Here is a 25,280-nt window from a genome sequence, read left to right on the forward strand (position 1 = left end):
ATCGATGCTATTCGAAGCGAGATTCCAGACTCGACAGACCATTGAGAGTCAGATCGTTGGCGACCTCAGAGACGCGCTCGATAGGAACCGAGCCGTCAGACAGTGCCCACGTGCGATAGATACCGATAATACCCGACAGCAAAAACGCCAGATAGTAGTCGAACATCTCGTCCTTGAGACCTTGGGGCAGCAGATCGCGCTCGGCAATCTCATGTTCGAGCGGCGCACGAAGACGAGCCATGAAATCATCGAGCGGAATATTCTCGATCAGCTGACGATTGAGCACTAAGTTGTTGCACAGTGCCTCATTAACGGTTTTAAAGAAGGTCGCCGCCGCGCCAAGAGCGCGCTCGCTGGTGTCACCGTCCATAGAAGCAAGCGTTTTCTCGACCGAGTCGACAATCATCTCCACCACATCGACGGCAATGGCATCGAGCAGGCCGTCAACCGTACCAAAGTGAACGTAAAAGGTCTTGCGGTCGACATTGGCCTCGCGCGCGATGGCACTCACCGTAATGTCTGCCAGCGGCTTTTCCATGAGCAGGCGCTCGAAAGCCGAAAGGATGGCATTACGGCTGCGAATGATGCGACGATCAAGACGCGGTTTGCTGGTTGCCATGGGCGTGTCCCTTCGATATGCAAGCATTCATCAACAGATGAGAGATAATCTACGTAAGAGGATTATCCCCCATACAGCACAAATATGCCCCGCATCATGAAGAACGCACGACTGCCCTACTGCGACTTGGGATGCTTCTTCTTATTGAATGCCGACGGAGATACGCGAATACCATCGCCTGTCTGGCGCACATAGGCTTTATGAGCCAGCTTAGCGGTCCCAGAAGCCTTCTGAGCGCGCTTCTTGGGATCAACGGTAACAGCATTCGTGGGGTGCGGCATAGTGGGCGCAGAGGGCGTCTGAGGCGTGCGGCCGAGCTTGCGCATCACACGATCCCAGCGCACATGGATGCTCTCGTTGTGGGCGCTCTTAAGTCCCAGCAGGGGCGCAGCCAAAATGGTCGGCGCAATAAACGTAATGAGGCGCCACAGCAGATAGCCGGCGGTCGAAGCCGACCCAAAGAAATGACCCAAGAACAATGCAAAGCCGCCCTCAGCGCCACCAGTTCCACCGGGCAGGGGGACCGCAGAGCTCAGCAGCTGGACAAAGGCGCTCGCGGCCATGACCGAGAAAAAGTCGACCTCGTGGTGGCCAAAGGCAAGCATCAGGAAATACGGCACCAGATAGAAAAACGCGAGTTGCAGCATGGTGATGACCACCGTGAGCAGCATGGAAGAAAAATGTCCGGCTGAAAGCTTGAACTTCTCGGAGAAGGAGTAGATCTCGCCATCGACAAACGTGCGCCATCCCTCGATCTTAGTGGCCGAGACACCAATGCGCTCAAGCCAATTGATGATGCAATGGGCGACGCGCGTGACGGTCTTAGGCATGAGCGCGACGGCGAAGATGCCCAGCAAGATGCAGCAGTGCCCACCAAAGCTAAAGACGCACAGCAACGTCATGTCGCCATAGCGCTCGGCAAAAAACGGCATGCGAGCAAGCAGTAGGATAGCGCCCCAGGCAACGAGGCCAAACTGGTACACGATAAAACGCGTGAATTGCGTGGCGCCGGCCTCGCCCACGTTTTGGCCGGCCTTGGTCAGGCGATAGATTTGAGCCGGGGTGGAGCCCATCATCATGGGCGTCAGGTTACCAAAGAAGATGCCACTCGCCTCGACCGAGATCAGGTCGCGGATGCCGACGGGCGAATTGGGATCGAGCCAGACGGCGATCGCATAGGCCACAATGCCAAAGAACAGGTACATGAACATGCAAAGACACGCGACAACGAGCCATGACGCCTGGACGCTCGACATAGCGGCCCAGAACTGCCCCATCTGCCCGGTTACCACCAGATAGACGATATAACCTACCAGCACGACGCCGATAAAGATGGCGCCGCGGCGTGCGCTCTTATTGTCATCTCCGCCCGAGGCCTCAACCTCGACCTGGGGCTTAGACGAATGCTGAGAGGACTCCGTCATGAGACTCCTTCTAACAGTCAAAATATCTTGGATATTGTACCCGTAAGGGCCATAGGCAGAACGCAAAGCTCTGGTTCAAACGGGAATTGCAGACGGTTGTTTGAAAATAAAAAAACCCGGCCTTCCATAGGAAGTCCGGGTATCAGATGCGTGGTAGCCCGTACCAGATTCGAACTGGTGATCTCCGCCTTGAGAGGGCGGCGTCCTAAACCGCTAGACGAACGGGCCACATGACATCTGCACTGCCGTGCTGCGAGGAAATATATTACGGGACAAAAAACGTCAGCGCAAGAAGAAATTCCAAATTGCCGAAAAATTGTCGGCAGGTTATGGAATACGCAGGTAAACTTGGTAGCTAATTCAAGTTGAGATGAACCAAAAGAGCTTCGCGCTCGTTGGGAATATCGTCTTCGATCACGGCGTCGAGGGCGGAGTTGAGAAGCTGACCCAGTTCCGGCCCGGGCTTGACTCCGGCACGGATCAGGTCGCCGCCGTTGATGGCGAGCATCTTGAGCGTATAGGGCTCCCCTGCCTTCAGCAGCTCGTGCGCCAGCGCGCGCATCTCCTCAATCGTCTCAACATAATAGAAGCACGACGGGGCCTTGCCAAGTGTGTCGGCACGCTTAAGGTCCATGAGCTCGTCAATCAGGCGGGCCGTGTCGACGCCCTCACCCGAAAGCGCGCGCATCATATTGAGCAGACAGGAGCGCTCGGGGCGCAGCGGCTTGTCATGGTATTTGATGAGCAGGCACACGTCGCGCACCAAGTCGTGCGAGAGCGCCAGGCGATCCATAATGACGCGCGCCTTCTTGGCGCCGAGCTCGGGATGACCGTAGAAGTGTCCGCTACCGGCATGGTCGACCGTGAAGCACTCGGGCTTGGACACATCGTGCAAAAACGCCGCCCACATAAGGCTCGACGAGGGCGCGACGCCGTCACACAGCGCGAGCTCCCCCGCCACCGTCAGCACACGGGCGATATGCACGTAGACGTTAAACGCATGATAGACACTGCGCTGATCAAACCCGCGACCCGCTGCCAACTCGGGCACGGCGGCGCAGATGAGCTCAGGATAGCGGAGCATCGCGTCTCCCCCATGACCGGTCGAAAGAATGCCCTCGAGCTCAATACCCACACGCTCACGCGCCACGGCATCGAGCAGCGGCGCGCACTCGGCAAGCGCACGCTTGGTCTCGGGCTCAATCATAAAGTCCAGACGGCAGGCAAAGCGCACCGCACGCAGCATGCGCAGGGCGTCCTCGTTAAAGCGACGCTTGGGATCGCCGACAGCGCGAATCAGCTTGCGCTCCAAGTCACCCTGGCCGTCGTAGCGGTCGACAAGCCCGCGCTCGGGATGCCAGGCCATGGCATTGACGGTAAAGTCGCGGCGCGCCAGATCGTCCTCGAGCGAGGCGGCACGCTCCACACTCTGGGGATGACGACCATCGGTGTAAAAGCCATCCAGACGGTACGTGGTGACCTCGATACGCTCGCCATCGGAAATAGCCGTGATTCCGCCAAATTTAATGCCCGATTCCACAACCGCGATGCCGGCGGCCTCGAGCGCCGCTTTGGACTCCTGCCACAGGCCGCTACAGCACATATCAACATCGTGGCTGGGGTACCCCATAAGGGCGTCGCGCACCCAACCGCCCACGTACCAAGCCTCAAGACCAGCCGCTTCAAGCGCGCGCAGGACGCGCAGGGACGCATCGGACGGTTGAGTACCGTTGAGCGAAACATTGCACATGCCTATGGCCTCCTGCGACTATCAAATTGGCTATCGATTGCGTCTGCAAGAAGTCTAGCAAGAAACAGCCTCCACTGCACACGCAAGTCCGATAAACAAAAACGCATCCGTCCTGTTCCCAAGACGGATGCGAACCACTCGAAATACTCAAGCTTTAGGCCGGAGTTAGCAGACCTCGCGGATAGCGATGCCCTTCTTATACTCCTCGACCTTGGCAAAGTCGCCCAGGCCCGGGCACTCGACCACGTTGGCGCCGGTAGCCATCGAAAGGCGCAGGGCGTCCTCGACGCGCTCGGGGGCGTCGTGCCACACGGACAGGAAGGCAGCGAGCGAGGAATCGCCGGCGCACACCGTCGACAGCAGCTTGACGTCGAAGGTGCGGTTGGCAAACCAGATGTGCTCGCCGTTAGAGAAGTACGCACCAGCGCCGCCAAGAGTCAGCAGCACATTCTTGGCGCCCTTGGCGTGCAGCTCGGCCATCGCGCCCTTGACGGACTCGTCGTCGCCACCGCTCACCTTAATGCCAAAAATATCGAGCAGCTCGTCGTCGTTGGGCTTAATCAGCAGCGGCTCCATGGCAATGAGGTCTGCCAGCTGATGGCTCGAGATATCGAGGACGAACTCGGCCCCCTTGGCCTTGACGCGGCGCAGGACCTCGGCCAAGAAGCCCTCGGAAGTGTTGGGAGGCAGCGAGCCGCTGATGACCAGGCAGGTCATGTCATCAAGCGAATCGATGAGCTCAAACATCTCCTGCTCGTTGGCCTCGTTGATGGCGGCACCGGCGTTGACCATGTTGTACTCGGTGTCGGGTCCGGCATTGAGGAACACATTGACGCGCGTGATGCCGTCGGTCCAAACGGGCTTGACGGGCACGCCCAGGGCCTCGGCGCCCTTAACGATAAACTCGCCCGAGAAGCCGGCGAAAAAGCCCAGGATCGTGGTGTCGACACCGTAGTGATCGAGGGTGAACGAGACGTTGAGACCCTTGCCGTTGGGCGTGTAGACGGCGTTACGGGTACGCGTGACGGTGTTGGCAGCAAGGCCGTCGCAGGAGATGTTGTAGTCAATGGCGGGATTTGCAGTGAGCGTGTAAATCATGAATGTTCCTTTCACGAAGTAACGTGTTGGTGAAAGTATATTCCACCCATCGGTAAAAGGCTAGGACAACTCGGTGAACGGTGTGGAAGCGATGAAGTACGGCAGAACATCTCTCTCCAATGACGGAACAAAAAAGGCGCCCCAGCCGAAACCGGGGCGCCGCATGCGCACGAATATGTCGCGTTTCGATTACTGACGATCGAGCTTGCGGACAGCAACGCGCTTGCTGTACTCGTCGACGTGACCGAAGTCGCCGATGCCGACGGACTCGGCAACGTTGGCGCCGGTGGCCATAGCGAGCTTCATGGCCTCCTCGACGTTGTCGCGATCCCTGTACCACTTGTGCAGGAACGCAGCGAGGGTGCAGTCGCCAGCGCAGACGGAAGAAACCAGCTTGATGTTGAACTCACGCTTGGCGTACCAGATGTCCTCGCCGTTGGAGAAGTAAGCGTCGCCGCGGCTACCACGGGTGAGCAGCACGTTCTGAACGCCAGCGTCGTGAGCCATCTTCATGGCAACGCGAACCTCGTCGTCGGTGTCGACCGGCACGCCGAAGATGGCCTTCATCTCGTGATGGTTCGGCTTGATGAGCAGCGGCTTCTTGTGAGCGAGCTCCTTGAGCTTGTCGGAGGACAGGTCCAGGACGACGTCGGCGCCACGAGCCTGAGCGTGCTCCATGACCTGAGCCAGGAAGTCGGGCGTAGCTTTGGGAGGCACGGAGCCGGAAACGATCAGGCACTCGAGATCGCCCGCGGTGTCCAGGATGTTATAGAGCTCCTTCTGGTGCTGCGGCGTGATCGGAGCACCAGGGTTCAGGATGCCGTACTCGTGCTGGCCATCGTTGACGTAGGTGTTAATGCGCGTGATACCGTCGGTCCAGACCGGGCGGCAGAGGCAACCCAGGTTCATGACCTCCTCGACGATGAACTTGCCCGTGAAGCCGGCGAAGAAGCCGAGCGCGACGGTGTCGACGCCCATCTTCTTAAAGGCGAAGGACACGTCGAGGCCCTTGCCGTTAGCCGTGTAGCTGGCCGAACCGGTGCGGACGTTCTCGTCGGGCTCGAGCGGAGAGCTCGAAACCGTCATGTCGACAGCCGGGTTAGCGGTTAGCGTGTAGAACATTTACAGTACCCCCTGTATATGTGAGGGCCGCGTGGCCGGCCCATTCCAACCACGCGGTTACCTCTGATACCAAATTAGCGAGCTGCGGACTCGAGCAGTGCCTTGACCTCGGCGGCGGTGTTGCAGGCGAGCGCCTTCTCGGCGAGCTCGTCGCACTCGGCCTTGGTCCACTGGCTGATGGTCTTACGGGCGCGCAGGATCGACGGAGCACTCATCGAGAACTCCTCCAGGCCCCAGCTGATCAGCAGCGGCTCGAGCAGCGGATCGGCAGCGGCCTCGCCGCACATACCGACCATGATGCCGGCCTTCACGCCGCTCTCGATGATGTTCTTGAGCGAGCGGAGCACGGCGGGATAGTAAACCTGGTACAGGTTGGAGATGGTGTCGTTGCCACGGTCGGCGCACATGGTGTAGCCGATCAGGTCGTTGGTGCCGATGGAGAAGAAGTCGGCGACCTCGGCAAGACGGTCTGCGAGCAGCGAAGCGGCAGGCGTCTCAACCATGATGCCGACCTCGATGTTCTCGTTGAACTTGCGACCCTCTTCAGTCAGCTCGGCCTTGCACTGCTCGACAAGCTCCTTGACAGCCAAGACCTCCTCGACGCAAGTGACGAGCGGGATCATGATCTTTACGTCACCGAAGGCGCTAGCGCGCAGCAGAGCGCGGAGCTGGACCTTGTACTGGTCGGGATTGGCCAGGCAGTAACGCACGGCGCGGAAGCCCATGAAGGGGTTATCTTCCTTGACCATATGCAGATACGGAATCTCCTTGTCACCACCCACATCGAGCGTGCGGATGATGACCGGAGCACCCTTGAGCGCGCTGGCGACCTTACGGTAGGCGTTGAACTGCTCCTCCTCGGAAGGAAGCTCGGCAGAGTCCATGAACAGGAACTCGGAGCGGAACAGACCGATGGCCTCGGCGTCGTGATCGAGCGCGTTGGGCACGTCATCGGGGTTACCGATGTTGCAGGCGATGATCTTCTTGATGCCATCGGCAGTCACGGACGGCTTGCCACGGAAGGCCTCGAGGGCTGCCTTCTCGGCAGCGAAGGCCTCGGCCTTGGCGGTGTAGGCAGCGAGCGTCTCCTCGTCGGGATCGGCCTCAACGATACCCTTGCCACCGTCGACGACAACGGTCATACCGTTGCGCAGCGCGGTGCAGCTGTTGGAAACCGAAAGGACAGCCGGGATCTCGAGGGCGCGCGCGATGATCGCGGAGTGCGACGTGCGGCCACCGGTCTCGGTGACGATACCGGCAACGTGGGCCTTATCGATCGTGGCGGTCATGGACGGCGTGAGGTCGTGCACGACAACGACAGTGTTCTCGGGCAGGACGGAGAGGTCGACGACCTCCTTGCCCAGCAGCTCGGCCAGAATACCGGTGCGGATGTCGGCGATGTCGGCCGCGCGCAGACGGAACATCTCGTCGTCCATGGACAGGAACATGTTCTCGAACATGGTCGAGGTGTCCATGAGCGCCTGCTCGGCGCAGGTACCGCCGTCAATGGCGGCGTTGATGGCGTCGGTCATGCCCGGGTCCTGAGCCAGGACAATGTGTCCGCTCATGATCTCGGCCTCGGCCTCGCCCACCGTCTCCTTCATGTGGTCGGCCTGAGCCTGGGTCTTCTCGCAGAAGACCGAAAGAGCGGACTGATAGCGCTCCTTCTCTGCTGCCGAATCAGCAACCTCGTGCGGCTCAAACGTCAAGTCGGGATCGACGGCGACCATGACGGTGCCGATACCGATGCCCTCGGAAGCGTTGACTCCCTGATACATTCCCATTCCTCTCTCCGTGTCATGTGATAAAGCGTTTTGCCATATCCATGACAAAAGAGCGCAGCTACCTTACAACAGGTCACTGCGCCCCCAAATATGAACTTAGTTGTTCAACATGCGACCCGTTTGAGTTCTACTCGCCAAGACCGCTCTTGATGAGCTCGATGGCAGCAGCCAGAGCCTCGGCCTCGTCAGCGCCGTCGCACTTGACCTCGACCTCAGTGCCGCAGGGGATACCAGCAGCCATGAGGGCCATCGGGGACTTGCCGTTGACCTCCTTCTCGGGGGTGACGACCGTCACGTCACAGGCGTACTTGCCCATGGTGGAGGCGAACAGACCAGCCGGACGCATGTGCAGACCCTGAGGATTAACGAGGGTAGCCTTCTCAGAAACCATAATTGACTCCTTTTTGTGTTTAACCCCTGTCATGCATGTGGCAGGAGTCAGATTCACGACGTTGTTTATATTAACTCACATCAAACGGTTTTTCATTATGTTTCGGACGAATTGTTGGACAGATGTCGTTCCTGCACGCTCGCCCGCCGGGCGGGGCGGTTAAGTTTGCTGCTCTACAGTCCTGCGCAAGACGGAAAGCACATTAAGTGCTTTCCTTTGCGTGCGGAACTCGCGACAAACTTAACCCGCGCCCGCCCGGCAGGCGAGCTGCGGAAACTCGGTCGGTCCAGAGTAATATCGTGCGAACGGAATTCTGGCTGATGACCTGTTCGCGACAAAGACTCGATAGGCAGCCCTCTCTATGCCCTTTTATAAGTTGCGATGAAATAGAGACTGAATTTGGGGTTGAATCGTATAAACAGTCCCTATTTCACCGCAACTTATGGGAGGGATGTAAAAAGGGCGGAGACCCTGGGGAGGGACTCCGCCTTATATACAGGGGGCGATGTTATTCGCGAGCTGGTGGATTAGACCAGGCGGGCGTTGATCGTCTTGGCGATCTCGGCGGCGTCGGTGGAACCCTTGACGGTGGCACGGAAGTCCTCGTCCATAAGCGCCTCGGCGACCTTGGACAGGATCTTGAGGTGCGTGGTTCCAGCCTGAGCGCCCGGGATGAGCAGGGCGATGGCAACGTTGACGGGAGCGCCGTCCATGGTGTCCCAACCGGTCACGCCGGACTCGTCCTTGACGACGATGACGGCAGCCTCGGTAATGGCGTCGGACTTGGCATGCGGGATGGCGAAGCCCTCCATCATGCCCGTGGTGCCCTCGGCCTCGCGGGCCAGGAAGGCGTTCATCACGGCGTCGGCGTCGCTGGCGATACCGGCCTTGACAGCCTGGTTGGAAACGAAGCTCAGAGCCTCGTCACGAGAAGCGAAGTCCTCGGCGACAAAGACGTTCTCGACCTTCACGAAGTCAGCAGCCTCGGCCTTGGGGGCCTCGACGGCAGCGGCCTTGGGGGCCTCAACCGGCTTGGTTGCAGGAGCGGGCTTCTGGTTCTTCTCGAAGTCGTACTTCTTGAAAGCCACGAACAGGATGCCACCGACCACGGCGCCGATGAGGATCGCGAGGACCCACAGCGGACCGTTCTCGACAACGGGCAGGACCAGGAAGCCGCCGTGAGGCGCCGGATCGTGAACGTTGAAGAAGATGGTCAAGATGGAAGCGATGGAAGAACCGAGCATCATGATGGGCATAACGGGCCAGATGTTCTTGGTCATGAACGGAATGGCGCCCTCGGTGATGTGGGTGCAACCAAGGATGAGGTTGACGATACCGGCGTCATGATCCTCCTGGCTGAAGTACTTCTTGCCGACAACGACGGCGAAGGTGGTGATCAGCGGCGGAACGATGCAAGCGGCGGAGACGGCAGCCATGAAGTTGGTGCCGAAGTTGTAGGTCTCGGTGCCGACGCCAGCTTCGAGAGCGGTACCGAGCAGGAAGGTGCCAGTAGCGTAAGCAGCCTTGTTGACCGGGCCGCCCATATCAAAGGCGCACATGCAGCCGATGGCCAGGCCAAGGATCACCGGACCGGAGTTACCGAGGCTCTGCAGGAAATCCATCATGCCCTGGTTAATGGCAGCCATGGGGCCGGAAATACCAAGCATGACCAGACCGACGATGGCGGTAGAGCACAGCGGATACAGGAAGATTGCCTTCAGGCCATTAAGGCTCGCAGGAATTTTAGAGAAAACCTTCTCGAGCAGCAGGATGACATAGCCAGCGAGGAAGCCGCCGACGATGCCGCCTAGGAAGCCAAAGCCCACACCTGCGCCACCGGCGTCGATCATGCCGGTATCGGCGTTAACAGGCAAGCCCTGGATGGCAATCATACCGGCGACGAAACCGGGGACGAGCGCCGGGCGCTTGCCGATGGACTCGGCGATGTAAGCGGAGAGCACCGGAACCATGAGGTTCATGGCGATACCGCCGATAATCTTGAGCATCGCGGCAAAGCTGTTGTAGTCGGCAGCCGTCGAATCAAAGGACGTGATGCCCCACAGGAACGAAATGGCGGTCAGAACACCACCGGCAACGACGAAGACCAGCATGTGGCTGACGCCGTTCATGAGGTGCTTGTAGATGACGTGACCGATGGACTCCTTCTCCTCGACCTCGTCCTCGACATCGGCGGCAGCGGCAACCGTGTCGTCGCCCTTGGCGGCGAGCGCGCGGTCAATCAGCTTACCGGCGGCCTCAACGGACAGGGCCTTGGAAACACCAACGGAAACCATGGGCTTGCCGGCGAAACGCTCAGCCTGGACATCCTTGTCGGCTGCGACGACGACGGCCTTGGCACCAGCGATCTCACTCTTGGTGAGCTCGTTCTCGACACCGACCTGGCCATGAGTCTCGACCTTAATGGTCAGACCGCGCTCGGCAGCTGCCTTCTCCAGCGCCTCCTTAGCCATGAAGGTGTGCGCAATGCCGGTCGGGCAACCGGTCGCGGCGATGATGTCAAACTTAGCCATGTGTCCCTCCTTCTTGAGTACAGCGCCCGCGGGCGCTCCCCTACACGCGCTTCAATGCGCGTTTTTCCACAACTGAAAGATACCAACCTACCGTCCGCGTGAGAAGAGACAAGGTGCAATTCTCCGGTGAAAGGTTCTTTCATAACCGTAAACGGTAGGTGAAAGTTTACCATCAACACTTGAAACAGCAAGGTGTATCTTGTAATTGAAAATGCCCGTATACTATGGCATTGCAAATCGAGTTAGATTATCATGCCAACCAGGAGCCATCCATGACCGATAGTAGCAAGAGCGCACTTTCCCTCATTAGTACCCATCAGGGATACAGCGAGTCCGAGCAGCGCATTGTCGACTATATATTGGAGCACCATTCCGAGGCGCCACGCCTCACGGCGGCTCAGCTCTCGCGCGCCGCTGCCACGTCCGAAGCGACCGTTTCGCGCTTCTGCCGCAAGCTGGGCTTTGGTAGCTTCCGCAGCTTTCAGTTTTCGTTGGCGAGGGATTTGGAAAGCCAGCGCAACGAGGGCCTGACCGACGAGGTCTCGCTCGACAATATGGAGCAGAGCCTCAAGAACATCCTGGCTGCCAAGGTAAGCGAGCTTAATGCGACCATCGACGGCATTGATCACGACACCTTGGCCACAGTTGTGCACGCACTTAAGAATGCCGGGGTTATTGAGTTTGCAGCTGTGGGCAATACGAACGCGGTCGCGCTCGATGCGACGTTTAAGTTTTCGCAGCTGGGCCTGCGCTGCATGGCGAGCACCATTAGCGAGACATCAATCGGCTTTGCGCTCACGTTACGCCCGGGTGACGTCATCGTGCTCATCTCAAACTCTGGCAAATCGCGCCGACTGAATCGCATGGCAAAAGCGGCTCGCAACTGCGGCGCAACCGTAGTCGTCATCAGCAGTGACAGCAAATCCCCACTTGCGCGCCTCGCCGACTACACCTTTAATACCGTCAATCACGAAGCGTTGCTGACAACGGGTGACTTCGCGTTCTCCAAGATCAGCGCCACGATGATCATCGAAGTCATCTACAACTTCCTGCTGCCCGAGATTAAAGACGCGCGTGAGCATATCAGCTACTACGAGGAGCTCATCCAGCCGGATAAGGTTGTGGAGTAAAACGCGTAGTGGGACAAAAATTTCAGTCTATTTTGTCCCACCAACACCGCTGATACGACCTAACCTCGAGCTTCTTCGAGCATCTGCTTTGCGTGGGCCAAGCTTGCCTCGGACTGATCGCCGCTCAACATGCGGGCGATCTCGGCAGTACGCGCTTCGCCGGTTACCTCGCCCAAATGCGTCTGGGGAACATCGCCCGGTTCCTTGCTGACGACATAATGCTTGTCAGCCATGACGGCGACCTGCGCCAAGTGGGTTACGACAATCACCTGATGCGTAGCGGCGAGATCTGCCAGCACGCCCGCGAGCGCACGCGCCGTGGAGCCACCGACACCAGCATCGACCTCGTCAAACACCAGCGTATCGACACCGTCCGCGTTACCGAGGACAACCTTACTTGCCAGCATGACGCGGCTGAGCTCGCCGCCCGACGCAATTCGACGCAGGGGGCGCGGCGTCAAACCGGCACCGCTGCGGTATAGCAGCTCGTAGCTCGAAGGACCAACGGGCGTCCACTCAGCACGGGGAAGATCACGCGACTCCCAGACGAGCTCGGCGCTGCCCATCTCCAGGCGAGCCATCTGGCGGCCCACCTCGTGGCAGAAGCGCGGAGCCGCCGTATTGCGTGCACGCTTAAGCGCCTTGGCGGCGGCGAACAGTTCATGCTCTGCTGCGCCAAGCGCTTCACGCGCCTTCTTGATCTGCTCATCACCATCGTCTACCAGCGACAACAGCTCTTGCGAGCGATCGCGCATGGCAAAAACATCGTCCATAGTGGGACCCCACTGACGCAACAGACCCTTGAGGTCGGAATACCGCTCACGCATGCGAGCGAGCTCGCGCGGGTCGAAGGCGATGCCATCGCGATAGGCACGAAGCTCGTTCGCGCAATCCTCAAGGGAGATACAGGCATCCGATAGTGCATCGGCAATGTCGCCGAGTTTGCGATCGACGGTAGCCATTCGGGAAAGCTCTGCCACGGCGCTGTTCACGGCATCGAGCGCTCCCCCTTCGGCGGCAAGCGATGCATGGGCATCGTTAGCCGTGGCAACCAGTACCTCGGCATGTTCGGAGCGCGGCAGCAGCTTCTCGAGTTCCTCATACTCACCCGGCTTGGGGTCGACCTCGCCGATGCGCTCGAGGGCAAAGCGCGCCTCCTCGACGCGGCTCCCCTGCGCACGCGAGGCCTCTTCGACACGTCGAACCTCCTTGGCGGCAGCCCGCGAAGCCTTAAAGCAGGCGCGGTACGCATCCAGCGCCTCGAGCGCAGAGCGTCCCGCCCACGCATCGACCATCGCAACGTGATGCGCCGGATCGAGTAAGCGCTGGTGCTCGTGCTGGCCGCACAGATCCATCATCACGCCGACGCGCTCCGAAAGCTCGCGCACGCTGGCGATGCGGCCGTCAATCTTGACGCGGCTGCGGCCCTCGGCGGAAAGGCTGCGCTGGACCGTGAAGCCTTCCGTGTCGTGCGGGCCGTCAAACAGGCGCGCCTCGACGCTCGCCAGCGCCTCGCCCTCGCGCACCGTCGACGAATCCGCGCGCTCACCCAAAATAAGCTTGAGGGCCGAGAGCAGCGCGGTCTTGCCGGCGCCGGTCTCGCCGGTCAGGACAGTCAGGCCGGCACTCGGCACCAGCGTCGCCTCGCGAATGAGTGCAATGTTAGAAACCTGCATCTCATCGATCATGGCGGACTCCGTAGAATACGCGGCTCACCGAGTTGTAAAAACTCTCGGGGCCGTAGTCGAGCAGCAGCACATCGCCGGGGCCTCGGCGCACGGCCACGCTCTCGACCGTGCCGTCGCAGGTAATAAACTGTCCATCGATAGCGATCGCCGGAACGCTCGGACGGTCATCAGACATAAAGATTTCGACGACATCGCTCGGCGAAGTCAAGAAAGCGCGAGCTTGAATGGTGTGCGGCGCAATGGGTACGCAGACCATGCCCGTATAGTCAGGGCTCACGATGGGGCCACCGGCGCTGAGCGCGTAACCCGTAGAACCAGTCGCCGTCGAAACGACGACACCGTCACCGCGTAGGCGGTCGATATGGTGACCGGACACCGTGATGTCAAACTCGACCATATCGGACAGGGGGCCGCGCGTAAGCGCCATGTCGTTGAGGGCGAAGGTGCGCACAACATCCTTCGTACCATCTTCGCGCACGGACACGATATCCGCGGCGATGGTAGCGCGACGGCTCACATGCAGCTCGCCGGACAGGGCGTCGCTCACGACCTGCAGAATGTCGCGCTCCTCGGGACTCGCAGCAGTTAAAAAACCCAGGTGACCATAGGAAAGACCGAGGATAGGAATCTCACGATGGTTGAGGATGCGGGCAGCGCGCAGCAACGTGCCGTCGCCGCCGAGCGTAATGACCAGATCGGAGCCGTCAATATCAGGCGTGCTTTGAATCTTCGATCGCTGGTCGGCAGCCCATGCGACCTCATAGCCCTGGCGCGTCAGCCAAAGCTCGAGCATCAGGCCGCTCTCGACCGCCTCTTGCTTGTAGTAATTGGGAACCAGAAAGACCTTCATAGCGTTGCAGCTTTCTCGCTCATAACCGATACCTGGGATTGCAGCTCGTCTTGCGAGCGATCGCCGGGGTCAAATCTCGTGCCGTACAGGAAAAACTCAACGTTGCCCTTGGCACCATGAATGGGCGACACGCACACATCGACCGGGAACAGGCCCTTGGCAGCAAAGAGTTCAACCGCCGCCACGAGTGTATCGCGGCGCACGGCGGAATCGGTCACAATGCCGCCCTCGCCCACCAGCGCCGCCGGAGCCTCAAACTGCGGCTTTACGAGCGTGCAGAATGCACCCGTAGGCGCCAGGCACGCCAGTACCGCATCGATAATGTTCGCGATGCTGGTAAACGAGACATCACACACAGCCAGGTCGATAGTGCCGGCATAGCCAAGCTCAGGCAGCTGCGTCACGTTTGTGCGCTCATGCAGCGTCACGCGATCGTCCTGGCGCAACGACCAATCGAACTGGGCGCGACCCACGTCCACCGAGACAACGGTCGCAGCTCCGCGCTTGAGCAGACAATCGGTAAAGCCGCCGGTAGAGCAGCCCACATCCAGACAGGCAAGGCCCGTCGGATTGATGCCAAACGCATCAAGCGCGCCTTCGAGCTTAAGACCGCCGCGGCCAACATAGGGAATGCGCCCCTTCACATGCAGCGGCAGCCCCGGGATCACCTTAAGGCCCGGCGAAGTCAAGCGCTCACCGCCACTCGAGACCAAGCCGGCCATAAGAGTGCGAAGGGCATCCGCGCGATCGGCGCAGATGCCCTGTGAAATCAGTTCGTCATCAAGACGCACGCGTTTCATGAATGCCATCAACCATTCGTATCCGGAGATGCGGCCTAGCTATCCTGGGATTCGTTTGCCGCATCCTCATCGTATTCCTGTTCGAGCTTGTCGGCCTCACGCGGCGTCAGCTCAAACTTGTCGACCATGTCGACCGCACGGGAGCCCAGCTCAATCGCCTCGTCAAACAGATCGAGCGAACGCTCCAAGGACGTATCCTTAGAGCGAACGGTAGCTATGATCTGGTCCAAGCGGTCCGAAATCTCGTCGAAGTTGCGGACGGAACCCTCTGGCATGGCTACTCCTCGACGGTACCGGTCTCGGCCTCGGCGACCTCAGCGTCCTCGTCGAGAACGCCGGCCTCGGCCTGAGCAACCGCAACCTTTGCGGCAGCCTCGGCAGCCTGTGCCTCCTCGCGAGCGCGATCCTCGGCCAGCAGCTCCTGGTATAGGTCCTCGCCCGGCAGCTCCTCGCTGCGAGCGATCTTACCCAGCACGCCGTTGACGAACGACGCGGACTGGTCGGTGCCATAGGCCTTGGCAAGCTCAACGGCCTCGTTGATCACGATGGCGTCCGAGACCTCCTCGTCGGTGAGGAAACGCATCTCGTAAACGGCGATACGCAGCAGGTTGCGGTCGGCGCCGGGCATGCGCATAAGATCCCAGTTCTTGGCAACGGAGCGCAGAGCACAGTCGATGCGGTCGATATGCTCGTAGGCACCGCGGCACAGCTCCAGAGCATAGGGATCGAGGGGACCCTTCGAGATCAGGAAATCACCCTCGAGGACGCGCTCGAGCGGGCTGTCCGTGGCCTCGGCCTGGAACAGCAGCTGCAGCGCCTGACTGCGGGCAAGCGTACGCCCGCGATAAACCTTAAGGCTCAAAGGTTACTCCTTGGGGAAAACGAGGCCGTCGATGCAAACGTCAACGCGCTCGACCTCAACGCCAACCTGGGCATCGATGGCGGCGACCACGGCAGCGCGAACGGCCTCGGCGAGTTTCTTGAACGGATAGCCAAAGAACACCACGACGCGCACGGTGAGTGCGAGCTTGTCGCCGACGACCTCGGCCTCGACCGCCGGCTCGGAAGCCGGGGCCTTGGACGAGAGCATCATGGAGACAAGGTTGGTGGCAAGGTCCTTGACGCCAACGGAGGCGATGCCCTCGACATCGGACACGGCGCGCGAGACGATGGCGGTCAGAACATCGGGCGAAATCCCGATGCCGTCAATCTTGATTTCCTGGGGCATGAGTCCTCCTAGAAGAGTTGGTTGCTAGACGCGGGAGACGAACTTGCCGTCGCGGGTGTCAACCTTGATGACCTCGCCCTCGTTGAGGTACATGGGGACCTGGATGACAGCGCCGGTGTCGATCGTGGCCGGCTTGGTGGAACCCTGGACGGTGTCGCCCTTAAAGCCCGGGTCGGTCTGGACGATGGTGGTCTCGATGAACATCGGCGGGGTCACGCCCATGAGCTCATCGTCGGCGAAGAGCAGCTGGCAGATGTCGTTCTCGCGCAGCCACTTGGAGTTCTCGCCCACCATGTCCTCGGGAACGGGAACCTGCTCATAGGACTCGTTGTCCATGAAGATGTAGTCGGTGCCATCGTTGTAGAGGTACTGGAACTCACGGGTGGTGAGCATGACGCTCTCGAACTTGGTGCCGGCGTTGCAGGTGTTCTCGACGACGCGGCCGCTCTTGATGTCGCGGGTCTTGTAGCGCACAAACGCGCCGCCCTTGCCCGGCTTGACATGCTGGAACTCGACGATGGTGTAGACCTTGTCCTTGATGCGGAGACCGAGGCCGTTCTTGAAGTCGGCGGTGGAAATGGTAGGCATAGCGACCTTTCTTGTTATAGGCAGAACGCACAAGCGTCCAAATTACATACGACAGAAATTATACACTTGCAGACGGCGCCTGCGGCGAGCGCATAAAAAGAGAACGCGGGGCGTCCGAATCAATCCGGACGCCCCGCCCCAAACTATCTACTGAAGTAAACTAGCAGTCGATAACGTGCAGGTCGTGCGGGGTCTTGGTGAAGGGCTCATAGCCGTTCTCGGTGACCACGCCGTAGTCCTCCAGGCGCACGCCGCCCACGCCGGGCAGGTAGACGCCGGGCTCCATGGTGATAACCGAGCCGACCTCGATGATATTCTTGCTGCGGTTATAGTTGGGCAGCTCATGGATGTCGATGCCCACGCCGTGACCCAAGCCATGGTTATAGTAATCGCCATAGCCGGCATCGCCGATGATCTTCTTGGAGAGCTTGAAGATGTCGTTGCCCTCAACGCCCGGATGGATGGCGGCGACGCACTCCTCGTGCGTACGGCGCACGAGTGCGTACAGGTCGAGCTGCTCCTGGGTGGGCTCGCCCATCACGACAGTGCGCGTCATGTCGGAGCGGTAATCGCAATAGCCCGCGCCGTAATCCATAAGAACGAAATCGCCCTTCTCGATCACGCGGTCGCTCGGCACGGCATGCGGGTTGGCGGTGTTGGGGCCGCTCGCGACGATGGAACCGAAGGCCAGGCTGTCGGCACCGTTGGCGAACATAAAGTTCTCGAGCTCGTTGCGTACCTGCTTCTCGGTCATACCGGGCTTAATAAAGCCGAGCATGTGCTGGAAGGCGGCATCGGTGATCGACTGCGCATGGCGCATGAGCTCAATCTCCTCGGCGTCCTTGATGGCGCGCATCTTGCGGATATCGTCGTGCATCAGCGGCAGCATACAGGCGACGGAACGGTCCTCCAGGCCGCGCTGAATACCCTGGTAGAAATTAATCTGCATATCGTCCTCGACAGCGCAGACGCGGCATTTGTTGGCCGCGATCTTGCCGGCGACCCAACCGGGGATGGTGCCCTCATCCATGTCGTAGACCCAGGGGCTGCCGGCTGGCGTGTTCTCCTCAAAGCTGTTGAGGTAGCGCGAGTCGGTGTGGAACAGGCACTGGTCGGCCGTAATAAACGCAGCGTGCGGGAACTCGAAGGTGTAGTCGAAGACGCCCTTCACGCCCGTAAGCCAACGAAGGTTGGCCTCGTCGCGCACCACGATGGCGTCGTAGCCACGCTCGACCATCAGGGCACGGACACGCTCGATACGACCGGCAGGACCGGCAGCAAACTCAGACATGCAGATTCCTTTCTTGTTGTCTCAATATAGACGGGACGGGTCTCAACCGAACGACGGAATCGCATGCGATCCGCAACCGATTGAAAACCCGCCCCTCAACATGATACGAAAGACGATGGAAGTCAATAAATCTTAGAGAAGTTCTTTACGAGAAGCCAAGTAGGCGTGAGCATGGCGCTCAAGAACCTCGTCCTCGACGCTCGTTAGGCGAATGGCGCCGAGCGCCGCGGGCAGCGGCAGCATGCTGCGGTTCGAGCGGACAAACTGCTGTCTGCGGAACTCCTCGATATATGCGGCAGGCTCCAAGTCGAAGGCAAGCTCCTCGATGCCAAAGTCCTCCAGGCAGTCATCGAGATCAAACACATAGTCGATATCGAAGTCGCAGGCATCGTGTGCTAGGCGCGCCTCAAAGCGCATGCCCTCGGACAACAGCTGGTAGGCAGGGACCTGCGAAGCGGCATCGCCCAAGCAAGCGCGCAGGGTGCGCTCCCCCGTCTTGCCAAAATCGAGCGCATGGCGAGCGCTCGGGTTCGTGGCCGTCAGCACGTCCTTGCGGGCAGTCTGAGACCATTGAACGGCATTGACGAGTGCGACCTCCTCGCCCGCGAGAATCTCGGGGACGGTCTCAGTAAACTGATTCCAGCGGGACTTGCTGCTCGAAAGCATGGTGCCAACAAGTACCGCATAGCCGAACTTGAGGTCCTCGGGTTCCGCCTCGCGAACAAGGTCGAGATCACACACAACCAAGCCCGGTTCGGGACGGAACGCGATAGCGGGAAGCGCATTGGCCAACGAGGCGACGAGCGGCTTCATGGTCGTCGCGACCGTGAGCATGGCGTCGAAGGTCGTCGGCAGCAGCGCGCACTCGGTTCGGCCACACCACTGGTTGGCGCACCAGCCAACAACCGAACAGGTTGCGGCATCGCCAACAGCGACAACCAGATCGTCGCAGGTGATGCGGTTGGCAGACAGGGCGCCAAAGATAGCATCGGCGTCGGCCAGCGTGGCACCAGCAGGCGAAACCTCGAGGACGAGCAGCGACACGGCAAAACCGGCGTCGACCAGCGCATGCTCGACGACCTCACCAAAACGCTCGGATGTGGCGTCGTTCCAAACCACCATCGCGCGCTTAGGCTTGCCCACGGCCGAGGCAAACATGCGCGGCAGCTCATCGAACGCGCCCAATCCGACGCGGACATCGACACTGCGGTTTTGGAAATTGATCAGTTGACGGCGAATCATAGCAGTCCACGCTCCAAAAGCATCTCGGCACAAAGGTAGGAAACGTCCTCGAAGGACTTGTTGCGAATATCAAGGGTAATATCGGCGGCCTGGCGATACAGCGGACGACGATGCTCAAACAGGCGCGCGGCATGCTCGGGCGAACGGAAATCGGGGCGCGTGTCGGACCGACGAATCTGGCGAATCGAATCCTCGAAGTCGCCCTCGAGGTACACGCACGTACCCATTTCGTGCATCAGCTCAATATTCACCGGCGTCTCGACGATACCGCCCCCGCACGAAACCAACAGGCTGCGCTCGCTTTGGAGCGAACGGAGCGCCGAGGTCTCGAGCTCGCGAAAACGATCCTCGCCCTCGGTCTCAAAAATCTCGGTTACCGACTTGCCGCAACGGCGCACGACCAGGCGGTCGGTATCGATAAAACGCCGATTGAACATAGTGCCGACGTTGCGCGCAAGCGTCGATTTGCCCGCGCCCAAAAAGCCGATAAAGAAGATATGGTCGCAGCCGTGTTTGATGTGCTGAGACATGGCGAAACCTATTCCTCGCAGGGAAGGTCGCGCAGGGCCCGGCGCTCAAAGATACGGAAGATCTGCGTGTACCACAGGTCCTGGGTTGCCTGCGGCTTAACCAGGATAGTATCGACGCCGGCAAAATTGCCGCTCCACACGTCCGTGTAGAGCTGATCACCGATCAGCACCGCCTCGTCGGCCGTGGCGCCGAGGCGCTTAAGACCCGCCTTGAGGGCAAACGGCGCCGGCTTCATGGCGTGGCTGATGGCCTCGAGTCCCAGCTCGCGTGCAGAGCTCATGACCTGGTCGCGATGCCAGTTGTTGGACACCATGCACAGCTTAAAGCCTTTGGCGCGGGCGGCATCGAGCCAAGCGGAAACCGCGGCGGGAACCTGCTCGGTGTCGCGCGGCACCAGGGTGTTATCGCGATCGAGCAGAATGGCGCGTTTGCCGTCGGCCCACAGGGCATCAAGGTCGATGCGATCGACCGAGGCAACGTATCGTTTGGGGCTAAAAATCCTCATGCTAATTCCAAGACTGTTGATGCTCTTCGTAGGTTTGCGAGAAGTACTCCTCGTCCTGCGTAATGTAGAAATACAGGTCATCGGAGTCGGTCGGCTCAAGCGTGGCCTTGAGTGCCTCGAGCGACGGAGAGCAGATGGGCGTGGGCGGCAGGCCCTCATGCTTATAGGTGTTATACGGGCTATCGCTCTGCAGGTCGTCGGCGGTAACCTCGCCACCGGTGACATACATCATGGTCGCATCGCTGTTGAGATAGCGCAGACCGTCGAGCTTGCCGGCAAGGCGGTTGTAGAAGACCGAGGCCACGTGCGCACGTTGATCGGCGTTGAGGCCCTCGCGCTCAACGATAGAGGCCAAGTTGACGATGTCGTAGTCGGACATCTCCACACCATAGCGCTCCTTGATCTTGGCTTCGCAGCTCGCAAAGTCAAGCGACTTGTACTCGGTCTTAAACTGATCGAGCATAGCGCGAATCACGTCATCGACCGTCGGCGAATCGCCCAACGAATAAGTCTTGGGGAACAAGAAACCCTCAAGCGAGTCGTTGGCGGCGCCCTTAAGGAAGCTATAGTCGTCCACGTAGTTGGAGGCCTTAGCCTGGTTGAGGAAGTCTTCCTTAGAGATGCCATCGTAGGCCTGGGCCACACGGTCGGCGACTTGATCGACCGTCAGGCCCTCAGGGATAGTTAGCGCATTGGAGCCCGCGTTGGGACCTTCCATGAGCTGCTGAACAACCTTGGTCGCGTCCATGAGTGTGGTGAACAAATAGGTACCAGGCTTGAGCGACATATCGGCGTTGAGCTTTTTCACCGCCGCATAGTAATCCTTGGGATTCTCGACGATATGGTTCTCGGAGAGAATCGAGGCGATCGTATCGCCCGAAGCACCGTCGGGAATGGTTACCGTAACCTGCTGACCAGCCGTGACCTTCGTATCCTCACCGGCAAAGAAGCCCTTGACGGCCGGCACGACAAAGAAAACGATCGCGACAAGCGCAAGCACCGCCACCACAACGCCGATGATCATGGGAACCGGAGAGCTCTTCTTTTGAGCACCGCGACGAGTATGCGTGTTGTAGCTCGAGCGGGTCGCCGGAGCAACGCCATGCGAACCGCGGGCGTGATGAGAATGCGATTGGGGGGCCTGCGTTCGCTGGGTAGGTGCCTGCTGCTTAAAGCGGGTACCGCCTGCAGGCTGGGCCGTACGAGCAGTGGGCTGCTGAGCCGCGTGAGAAGCCGGATGCTGAACCGAACGAGCAGAAGGCTGCTGACCCGTCCGTTGAACAGGTTGGGCCGAACGAGAGAAGGACTGCACCGGGCGCGCGGCAGGCTGAGCTGCGCGCTGCGTCGGCTGTGCCGGACGCTGGCCAGGCTGGGCAGGGCGCGACGCCGGCTGACGTGTACGATTCGGCTGGCGCGGATCGGAAGCACTAGGCATGCGAAACCTCCTCGTTTTTACGATCGAGCCACGTCTGCAAAAAAAGGCTGGCGGCAATCATGTCGATCTTGCCCCTCATCTGCTTTTCGTTGAGGCCCTGCTCGCGCAGGATACGCTTGGCCTCTTGCGAGGACAGACGCTCGTCCTCAAACTCCAGCGGAAGATCGAGCTCGTCGGCAATCTTTTGCGCCACGGCGGCAACGCGCTCGGCTTGGGGGCCGGGCTCACCGGCCATGGTCAGGGGACGTCCGCTTACCAGGATGTCGGGCTCATAGTCTTCGACCAGGTAGCGGAACGTCTTGGCCATACCGGTGACCTCGGCGGCCGGGAGCACCTTGACGGGCATCGCCATCTTGCCATCACGGCTCGAGACGGCGATGCCAATCCTGGTCTCCCCTATGTCCAGCGCAAGCGCGACCACAGTGACTTCTTAGATTCTTAGGCGCCGAGCGCGGTCTTGGCGGCCGCGAGGGCATCGGCGATGCCGGCAGCATTCTTGCCACCGGCCTGGGCCATGTTGGGACGGCCACCACCGCGACCGTCGACCAGACCCGCGATCTGCTTGATCACATTACCGGCGTGGAACCCGGCCTTCACGGCGTCATCGGAGCCGGCAGCGAGCAGGGCCGGAGTGCCCTTCTCAGTCACGCTGGCGACGACACAAGCGACAGGGCCGGCGACCTTCTGGTGCACGGTATCCCATACGTTGCGCAGGTCGGCAGCCTCAAGGCCCTGGAGCTCAGCAACGACGAGCTTGTAGCCGCCGAGCTCGACAGCACCCTCGATGGCGCTGGAAATGGCGTCGGAGGAACCACCGGTCAGAGCCTTTTTGAGCTTGTTGGACGTCTCGCGCAGCTCGACCTGCAGGTTCTCCACACGGGCGGGAACCTCGTCGACGCGGCACTTGAGCGCAGCAGCGGCGGCGTCAACGAGTGCCAGGCGGTCGGCCATATAGTCGAGAGCACCCTTAGAGGTCACGGCCTCGATACGGCGGACGTTCGAGCCCGTAGAGGACTCGGAAATAATCTTGAACAGGCCGATCTCGGCGGTGTTGGCAGCGTGCGTGCCACCGCAGAGCTCGCGAGAGAACGGCTGGTCCTCGGCGCCCACGGAGACGACGCGGACGACATCGCCGTACTTCTCTCCAAACAGAGCAACAGCGCCGGCAGCCTTAGCCTCGTCGATGCCCATAACACGGGTCACGACCGGCTTGGAGGCGAAGATCTGCTGGTTGACCAAGTCCTCGACAGCCTTGAGCTGCTCGGAGGAAAGGGCCTCGAAGTGCGTAAAGTCAAAGCGCAGGTGCTCGGGCGTCACCAGCGAGCCGGCCTGGGAGACGTGCTCGCCCAGGACCTGCTTAAGGGCAGCGTCGAGCAGGTGCGTGGCGGTGTGGTTGCGGCGCAGGAAGCCACGGCGCTCGGCGTCGAGAGCGGCGGTCACAGCGGCACCGACAGTCAGCGTGCCATCGGCAACGTGCGCGACGTGGGCATACAGGCCGTTGTGGTTCTTGGTGTCGGCAACGGTCAGAACAACGCCCTCGGCGGAAAGCTTGCCGGCATCGCCCTGCTGACCACCCATCTCGGCATAGAACGGGGTGCGGTCGAGCACGACCTCGACATCCTCGCCCGCGGCTGCGGACTCGACGGACTCGCCGTTGCGCACGATGGCGACAACCTTGGCGCCCTCGATCACATCGTTGTCATAGCCGTCGAACTCGGTCGCTGCGACCTTGTCGGAAAGCTCGACCCACACGTCGTTGAAGCTACCCCAGGCGTCGCCCTTGGCGTTAGCGCGGGCGCGGGCCTTCTGGTCCTCCATGCAGGCAGTGAAGCCGTCCATGTCGACGTCGTGGCCAGCGGTGCCGGCGATCTCGACGGTCAGATCGATGGGGAAACCAAAGGTGTCGTGCAGCTTAAAGGCGACATCGCCCGGAAGCACAGCGCCCTCGGCAAGCGCTGCCAGGGCCTCGTCCAGGTACACGCGGCCGTTGTCGAGCGTCGTGGAGAAGCGCTCCTCCTCGGAGGCAACGATACCCTTGACGAGCGCGACGTTCTTGAGCAACTCGGGATAGGCCTCGCCCATTTGAGCGTTGACCTCGTCGATGAACTTGGTCAGGAAGGCGCCCTCGATGCCCAGCAGGCGACCGTGGAACACGGCACGGCGGAGCAGACGGCGAAGGACGTACTCGCGACCCTCGTTGCCGGGAAGGATGCCGTCCGAGATCATAAAGTCGACAGCACGGGAGTGGTCGGCGATGATGCGCAGGGAGCGGCTGGCGCCGGAGTAATCGTCGGCGTCATAGGTCTTGCCGCTGATCTCCTCACCGAGCTTGATGAGGTGCTGCATCAGATCGCCGTCGTAGTTAGCGGTCTTGTGCTGCATGATGGCGGCCATGCGCTCAAGGCCCATGCCCGTATCGAGGTTACGGTGCGGCAGCTCCGGCATGGAGCCGTCCTCCTGGCGGTCGTACTGGGTAAAGACGAGGTTCCAGAACTCCAGGAAGCGGTCGCAGTCGCAGCCAGGCTTGCAGTCGGGGCTGCCGCAGCCGACCTCCTCGCCCATGTCAAAGTAAATCTCGGAGCACGGGCCGCAGGGGCCAGTGGGGCCAGCGGCCCAGAAGTTGTCGTCCTCGCCCAGGCGGGAGATGTGGTCCTCAGCAACACCCAAAGAACGCCACACGTCGTGGGTCTCGTCGTCCTCGGTAAAGACGGTGAAGTACAGGCGGTCGAGCGGCAGCTTGAACTCCTTGGTGATGAGCTCAAAGGCCCAGGCGCAAGCCTGCTGCTTGGAGACGCCGCCAAAGGAGAAGTCGCCGAGCATCTCAAAGAAGGACAGGTGACGGCCGTCCTCGCCGATGCAATCGATGTCGTTGGTGCGGACGCACTTCTGGCAGGAGATAGCGCCGATCTCCTTCATGGTCTTCTTGCCCTGGTAGTACTCCTTAAACTGGTTCATGCCGGCGTTGGCAAGCAGCAGCGAAGGATCGTCAGGGACGAGGGACGAAGAAGGATAGAGCTTAAGACCGCGCTCCTCAAAGAAGTTGAGGAACTTGGAGCGAATCTCGGCCGTAGTCATTGACGGGTAGTCAGCACTCATAGAGGGAATCTCCTCGGTTTCACATCGAAACAGTTCAAACGTAACGATATTACCATCCCGCCGCGCCTGTGCAAAAAAGAGGGTCGCCAAACAGCGACCCTCCAGCGAAAGTGCACGTTATTTAGTACTGCGCGATCCTTTGAAAAAGGACTGCTGTATAATTGCATATAAGATTCA

The 25,280-nt window shown here is 60.2% G+C and carries 23 protein-coding genes and 1 tRNA gene; 1 reads left to right on the plus strand and 23 read right to left on the minus strand.

What is annotated here, in order from left to right; translation table 11 throughout:
* Window positions 1-7: 7 nt before the first annotated feature.
* The 9 genes from GT495_RS02840 to GT495_RS02880 form a co-directional block, all read right to left on the minus strand.
* A complete protein-coding gene (locus GT495_RS02840; protein WP_158558596.1) occupies window positions 8-619 on the minus strand; it encodes a TetR/AcrR family transcriptional regulator in 612 nt (203 codons plus the stop codon).
* Window positions 620-735: 116 nt separating this feature from the next.
* On the minus strand, window positions 736-2,043 hold the full coding sequence (locus GT495_RS02845) for a lysylphosphatidylglycerol synthase transmembrane domain-containing protein (protein ID WP_161161419.1): 1,308 nt from the start codon (window positions 2,041-2,043) through the stop codon (window positions 736-738).
* A gap of 151 nt (window positions 2,044-2,194) precedes the next feature.
* A tRNA-Glu gene (locus tag GT495_RS02850) sits at window positions 2,195-2,271 on the minus strand.
* 127 nt (window positions 2,272-2,398) lie between these two features.
* A complete protein-coding gene (locus GT495_RS02855) occupies window positions 2,399-3,793 on the minus strand; it encodes a CCA tRNA nucleotidyltransferase (RefSeq protein ID WP_161161420.1) in 1,395 nt (464 codons plus the stop codon).
* A gap of 165 nt (window positions 3,794-3,958) precedes the next feature.
* Window positions 3,959-4,891 (minus strand): 1-phosphofructokinase family hexose kinase, encoded by a 933-nt coding sequence (locus GT495_RS02860; protein ID WP_161161421.1) that lies wholly within the window; start codon window positions 4,889-4,891, stop codon window positions 3,959-3,961.
* Window positions 4,892-5,080: 189 nt separating this feature from the next.
* A complete protein-coding gene (locus GT495_RS02865; RefSeq protein ID WP_161161422.1) occupies window positions 5,081-6,013 on the minus strand; it encodes a 1-phosphofructokinase family hexose kinase in 933 nt (310 codons plus the stop codon).
* A gap of 74 nt (window positions 6,014-6,087) precedes the next feature.
* Entirely contained in the window at window positions 6,088-7,791 is a 1,704-nt protein-coding gene (ptsP, locus tag GT495_RS02870; RefSeq protein ID WP_035138206.1) for a phosphoenolpyruvate--protein phosphotransferase, read from the minus strand.
* Between the two features lie 133 nt (window positions 7,792-7,924).
* On the minus strand, window positions 7,925-8,188 hold the full coding sequence (locus GT495_RS02875; RefSeq protein ID WP_022094575.1) for an HPr family phosphocarrier protein: 264 nt from the start codon (window positions 8,186-8,188) through the stop codon (window positions 7,925-7,927).
* A gap of 527 nt (window positions 8,189-8,715) precedes the next feature.
* A complete protein-coding gene (locus GT495_RS02880; RefSeq protein ID WP_161161423.1) occupies window positions 8,716-10,719 on the minus strand; it encodes a fructose-specific PTS transporter subunit EIIC in 2,004 nt (667 codons plus the stop codon).
* 272 nt (window positions 10,720-10,991) lie between these two features.
* Between GT495_RS02880 and GT495_RS02885 the strand changes: the two genes are divergently transcribed.
* The gene (locus GT495_RS02885; RefSeq protein WP_240128422.1) at window positions 10,992-11,849 is read left to right on the plus strand and encodes a MurR/RpiR family transcriptional regulator; all 858 of its coding nucleotides are present in this window, start codon (window positions 10,992-10,994) and stop codon (window positions 11,847-11,849) included.
* A gap of 59 nt (window positions 11,850-11,908) precedes the next feature.
* Here the strand turns inward: GT495_RS02885 and GT495_RS02890 are convergent, their stop codons facing one another.
* The 14 genes from GT495_RS02890 to alaS all read right to left on the minus strand — a co-directional run bounded on the left by GT495_RS02890 (window position 11,909) and on the right by alaS (window position 25,103).
* Window positions 11,909-13,537: a DNA repair protein RecN gene (locus tag GT495_RS02890; RefSeq protein WP_161161425.1), complete on the minus strand. Its 1,629-nt coding sequence runs from the start codon at window positions 13,535-13,537 to the stop codon at window positions 11,909-11,911.
* The gene (locus GT495_RS02895) at window positions 13,527-14,387 is read right to left on the minus strand and encodes an NAD(+)/NADH kinase (RefSeq protein ID WP_035138200.1); all 861 of its coding nucleotides are present in this window, start codon (window positions 14,385-14,387) and stop codon (window positions 13,527-13,529) included. The genes GT495_RS02890 and GT495_RS02895 overlap by 11 nt, the downstream gene beginning before the upstream one ends.
* The gene (locus tag GT495_RS02900; RefSeq protein ID WP_161161452.1) at window positions 14,384-15,187 is read right to left on the minus strand and encodes a TlyA family RNA methyltransferase; all 804 of its coding nucleotides are present in this window, start codon (window positions 15,185-15,187) and stop codon (window positions 14,384-14,386) included. Before GT495_RS02900 ends, GT495_RS02895 begins: the two co-directional genes overlap by 4 nt.
* A gap of 35 nt (window positions 15,188-15,222) precedes the next feature.
* Entirely contained in the window at window positions 15,223-15,462 is a 240-nt protein-coding gene (locus GT495_RS02905) for an exodeoxyribonuclease VII small subunit (RefSeq protein WP_006233978.1), read from the minus strand.
* 2 nt (window positions 15,463-15,464) lie between these two features.
* A complete protein-coding gene (nusB, locus tag GT495_RS02910; RefSeq protein WP_082437720.1) occupies window positions 15,465-16,049 on the minus strand; it encodes a transcription antitermination factor NusB in 585 nt (194 codons plus the stop codon).
* A 3-nt stretch (window positions 16,050-16,052) separates the two neighbouring features.
* Window positions 16,053-16,415 (minus strand): Asp23/Gls24 family envelope stress response protein, encoded by a 363-nt coding sequence (locus GT495_RS02915; protein ID WP_006233982.1) that lies wholly within the window; start codon window positions 16,413-16,415, stop codon window positions 16,053-16,055.
* A gap of 24 nt (window positions 16,416-16,439) precedes the next feature.
* The gene (gene efp, locus GT495_RS02920) at window positions 16,440-17,003 is read right to left on the minus strand and encodes an elongation factor P (protein WP_006233983.1); all 564 of its coding nucleotides are present in this window, start codon (window positions 17,001-17,003) and stop codon (window positions 16,440-16,442) included.
* A gap of 160 nt (window positions 17,004-17,163) precedes the next feature.
* Entirely contained in the window at window positions 17,164-18,294 is a 1,131-nt protein-coding gene (locus GT495_RS02925; protein WP_161161426.1) for a Xaa-Pro peptidase family protein, read from the minus strand.
* Window positions 18,295-18,426: 132 nt separating this feature from the next.
* Window positions 18,427-19,536 (minus strand): hypothetical protein, encoded by a 1,110-nt coding sequence (locus tag GT495_RS02930; RefSeq protein WP_055309496.1) that lies wholly within the window; start codon window positions 19,534-19,536, stop codon window positions 18,427-18,429.
* A complete protein-coding gene (locus tag GT495_RS02935; RefSeq protein ID WP_161161427.1) occupies window positions 19,533-20,066 on the minus strand; it encodes a shikimate kinase in 534 nt (177 codons plus the stop codon). Before GT495_RS02935 ends, GT495_RS02930 begins: the two co-directional genes overlap by 4 nt.
* A gap of 8 nt (window positions 20,067-20,074) precedes the next feature.
* Window positions 20,075-20,572, minus strand: a complete 498-nt coding sequence (locus GT495_RS02940) for a YqeG family HAD IIIA-type phosphatase (protein ID WP_118098527.1) — start codon at window positions 20,570-20,572, stop codon at window positions 20,075-20,077.
* A gap of 1 nt (window position 20,573) precedes the next feature.
* The gene (mltG, locus tag GT495_RS02945; protein ID WP_229042312.1) at window positions 20,574-22,007 is read right to left on the minus strand and encodes an endolytic transglycosylase MltG; all 1,434 of its coding nucleotides are present in this window, start codon (window positions 22,005-22,007) and stop codon (window positions 20,574-20,576) included.
* A complete protein-coding gene (ruvX, locus tag GT495_RS02950) occupies window positions 22,000-22,428 on the minus strand; it encodes a Holliday junction resolvase RuvX (protein ID WP_035138185.1) in 429 nt (142 codons plus the stop codon). Before ruvX ends, mltG begins: the two co-directional genes overlap by 8 nt.
* Window positions 22,429-22,445: 17 nt before the next feature.
* Window positions 22,446-25,103 carry an alanine--tRNA ligase gene (gene alaS, locus GT495_RS02955; RefSeq protein ID WP_161161428.1) on the minus strand — a complete coding sequence of 886 codons (2,658 nt, stop codon included), beginning with the start codon at window positions 25,101-25,103 and terminating at the stop codon, window positions 22,446-22,448.
* Between the last annotated feature and the right edge of the window lie 177 nt (window positions 25,104-25,280).

Source organism: Collinsella sp. BIOML-A6 (genome assembly GCF_009875845.1).
Lineage (GTDB): Bacteria > Actinomycetota > Coriobacteriia > Coriobacteriales > Coriobacteriaceae > Collinsella > Collinsella aerofaciens_H.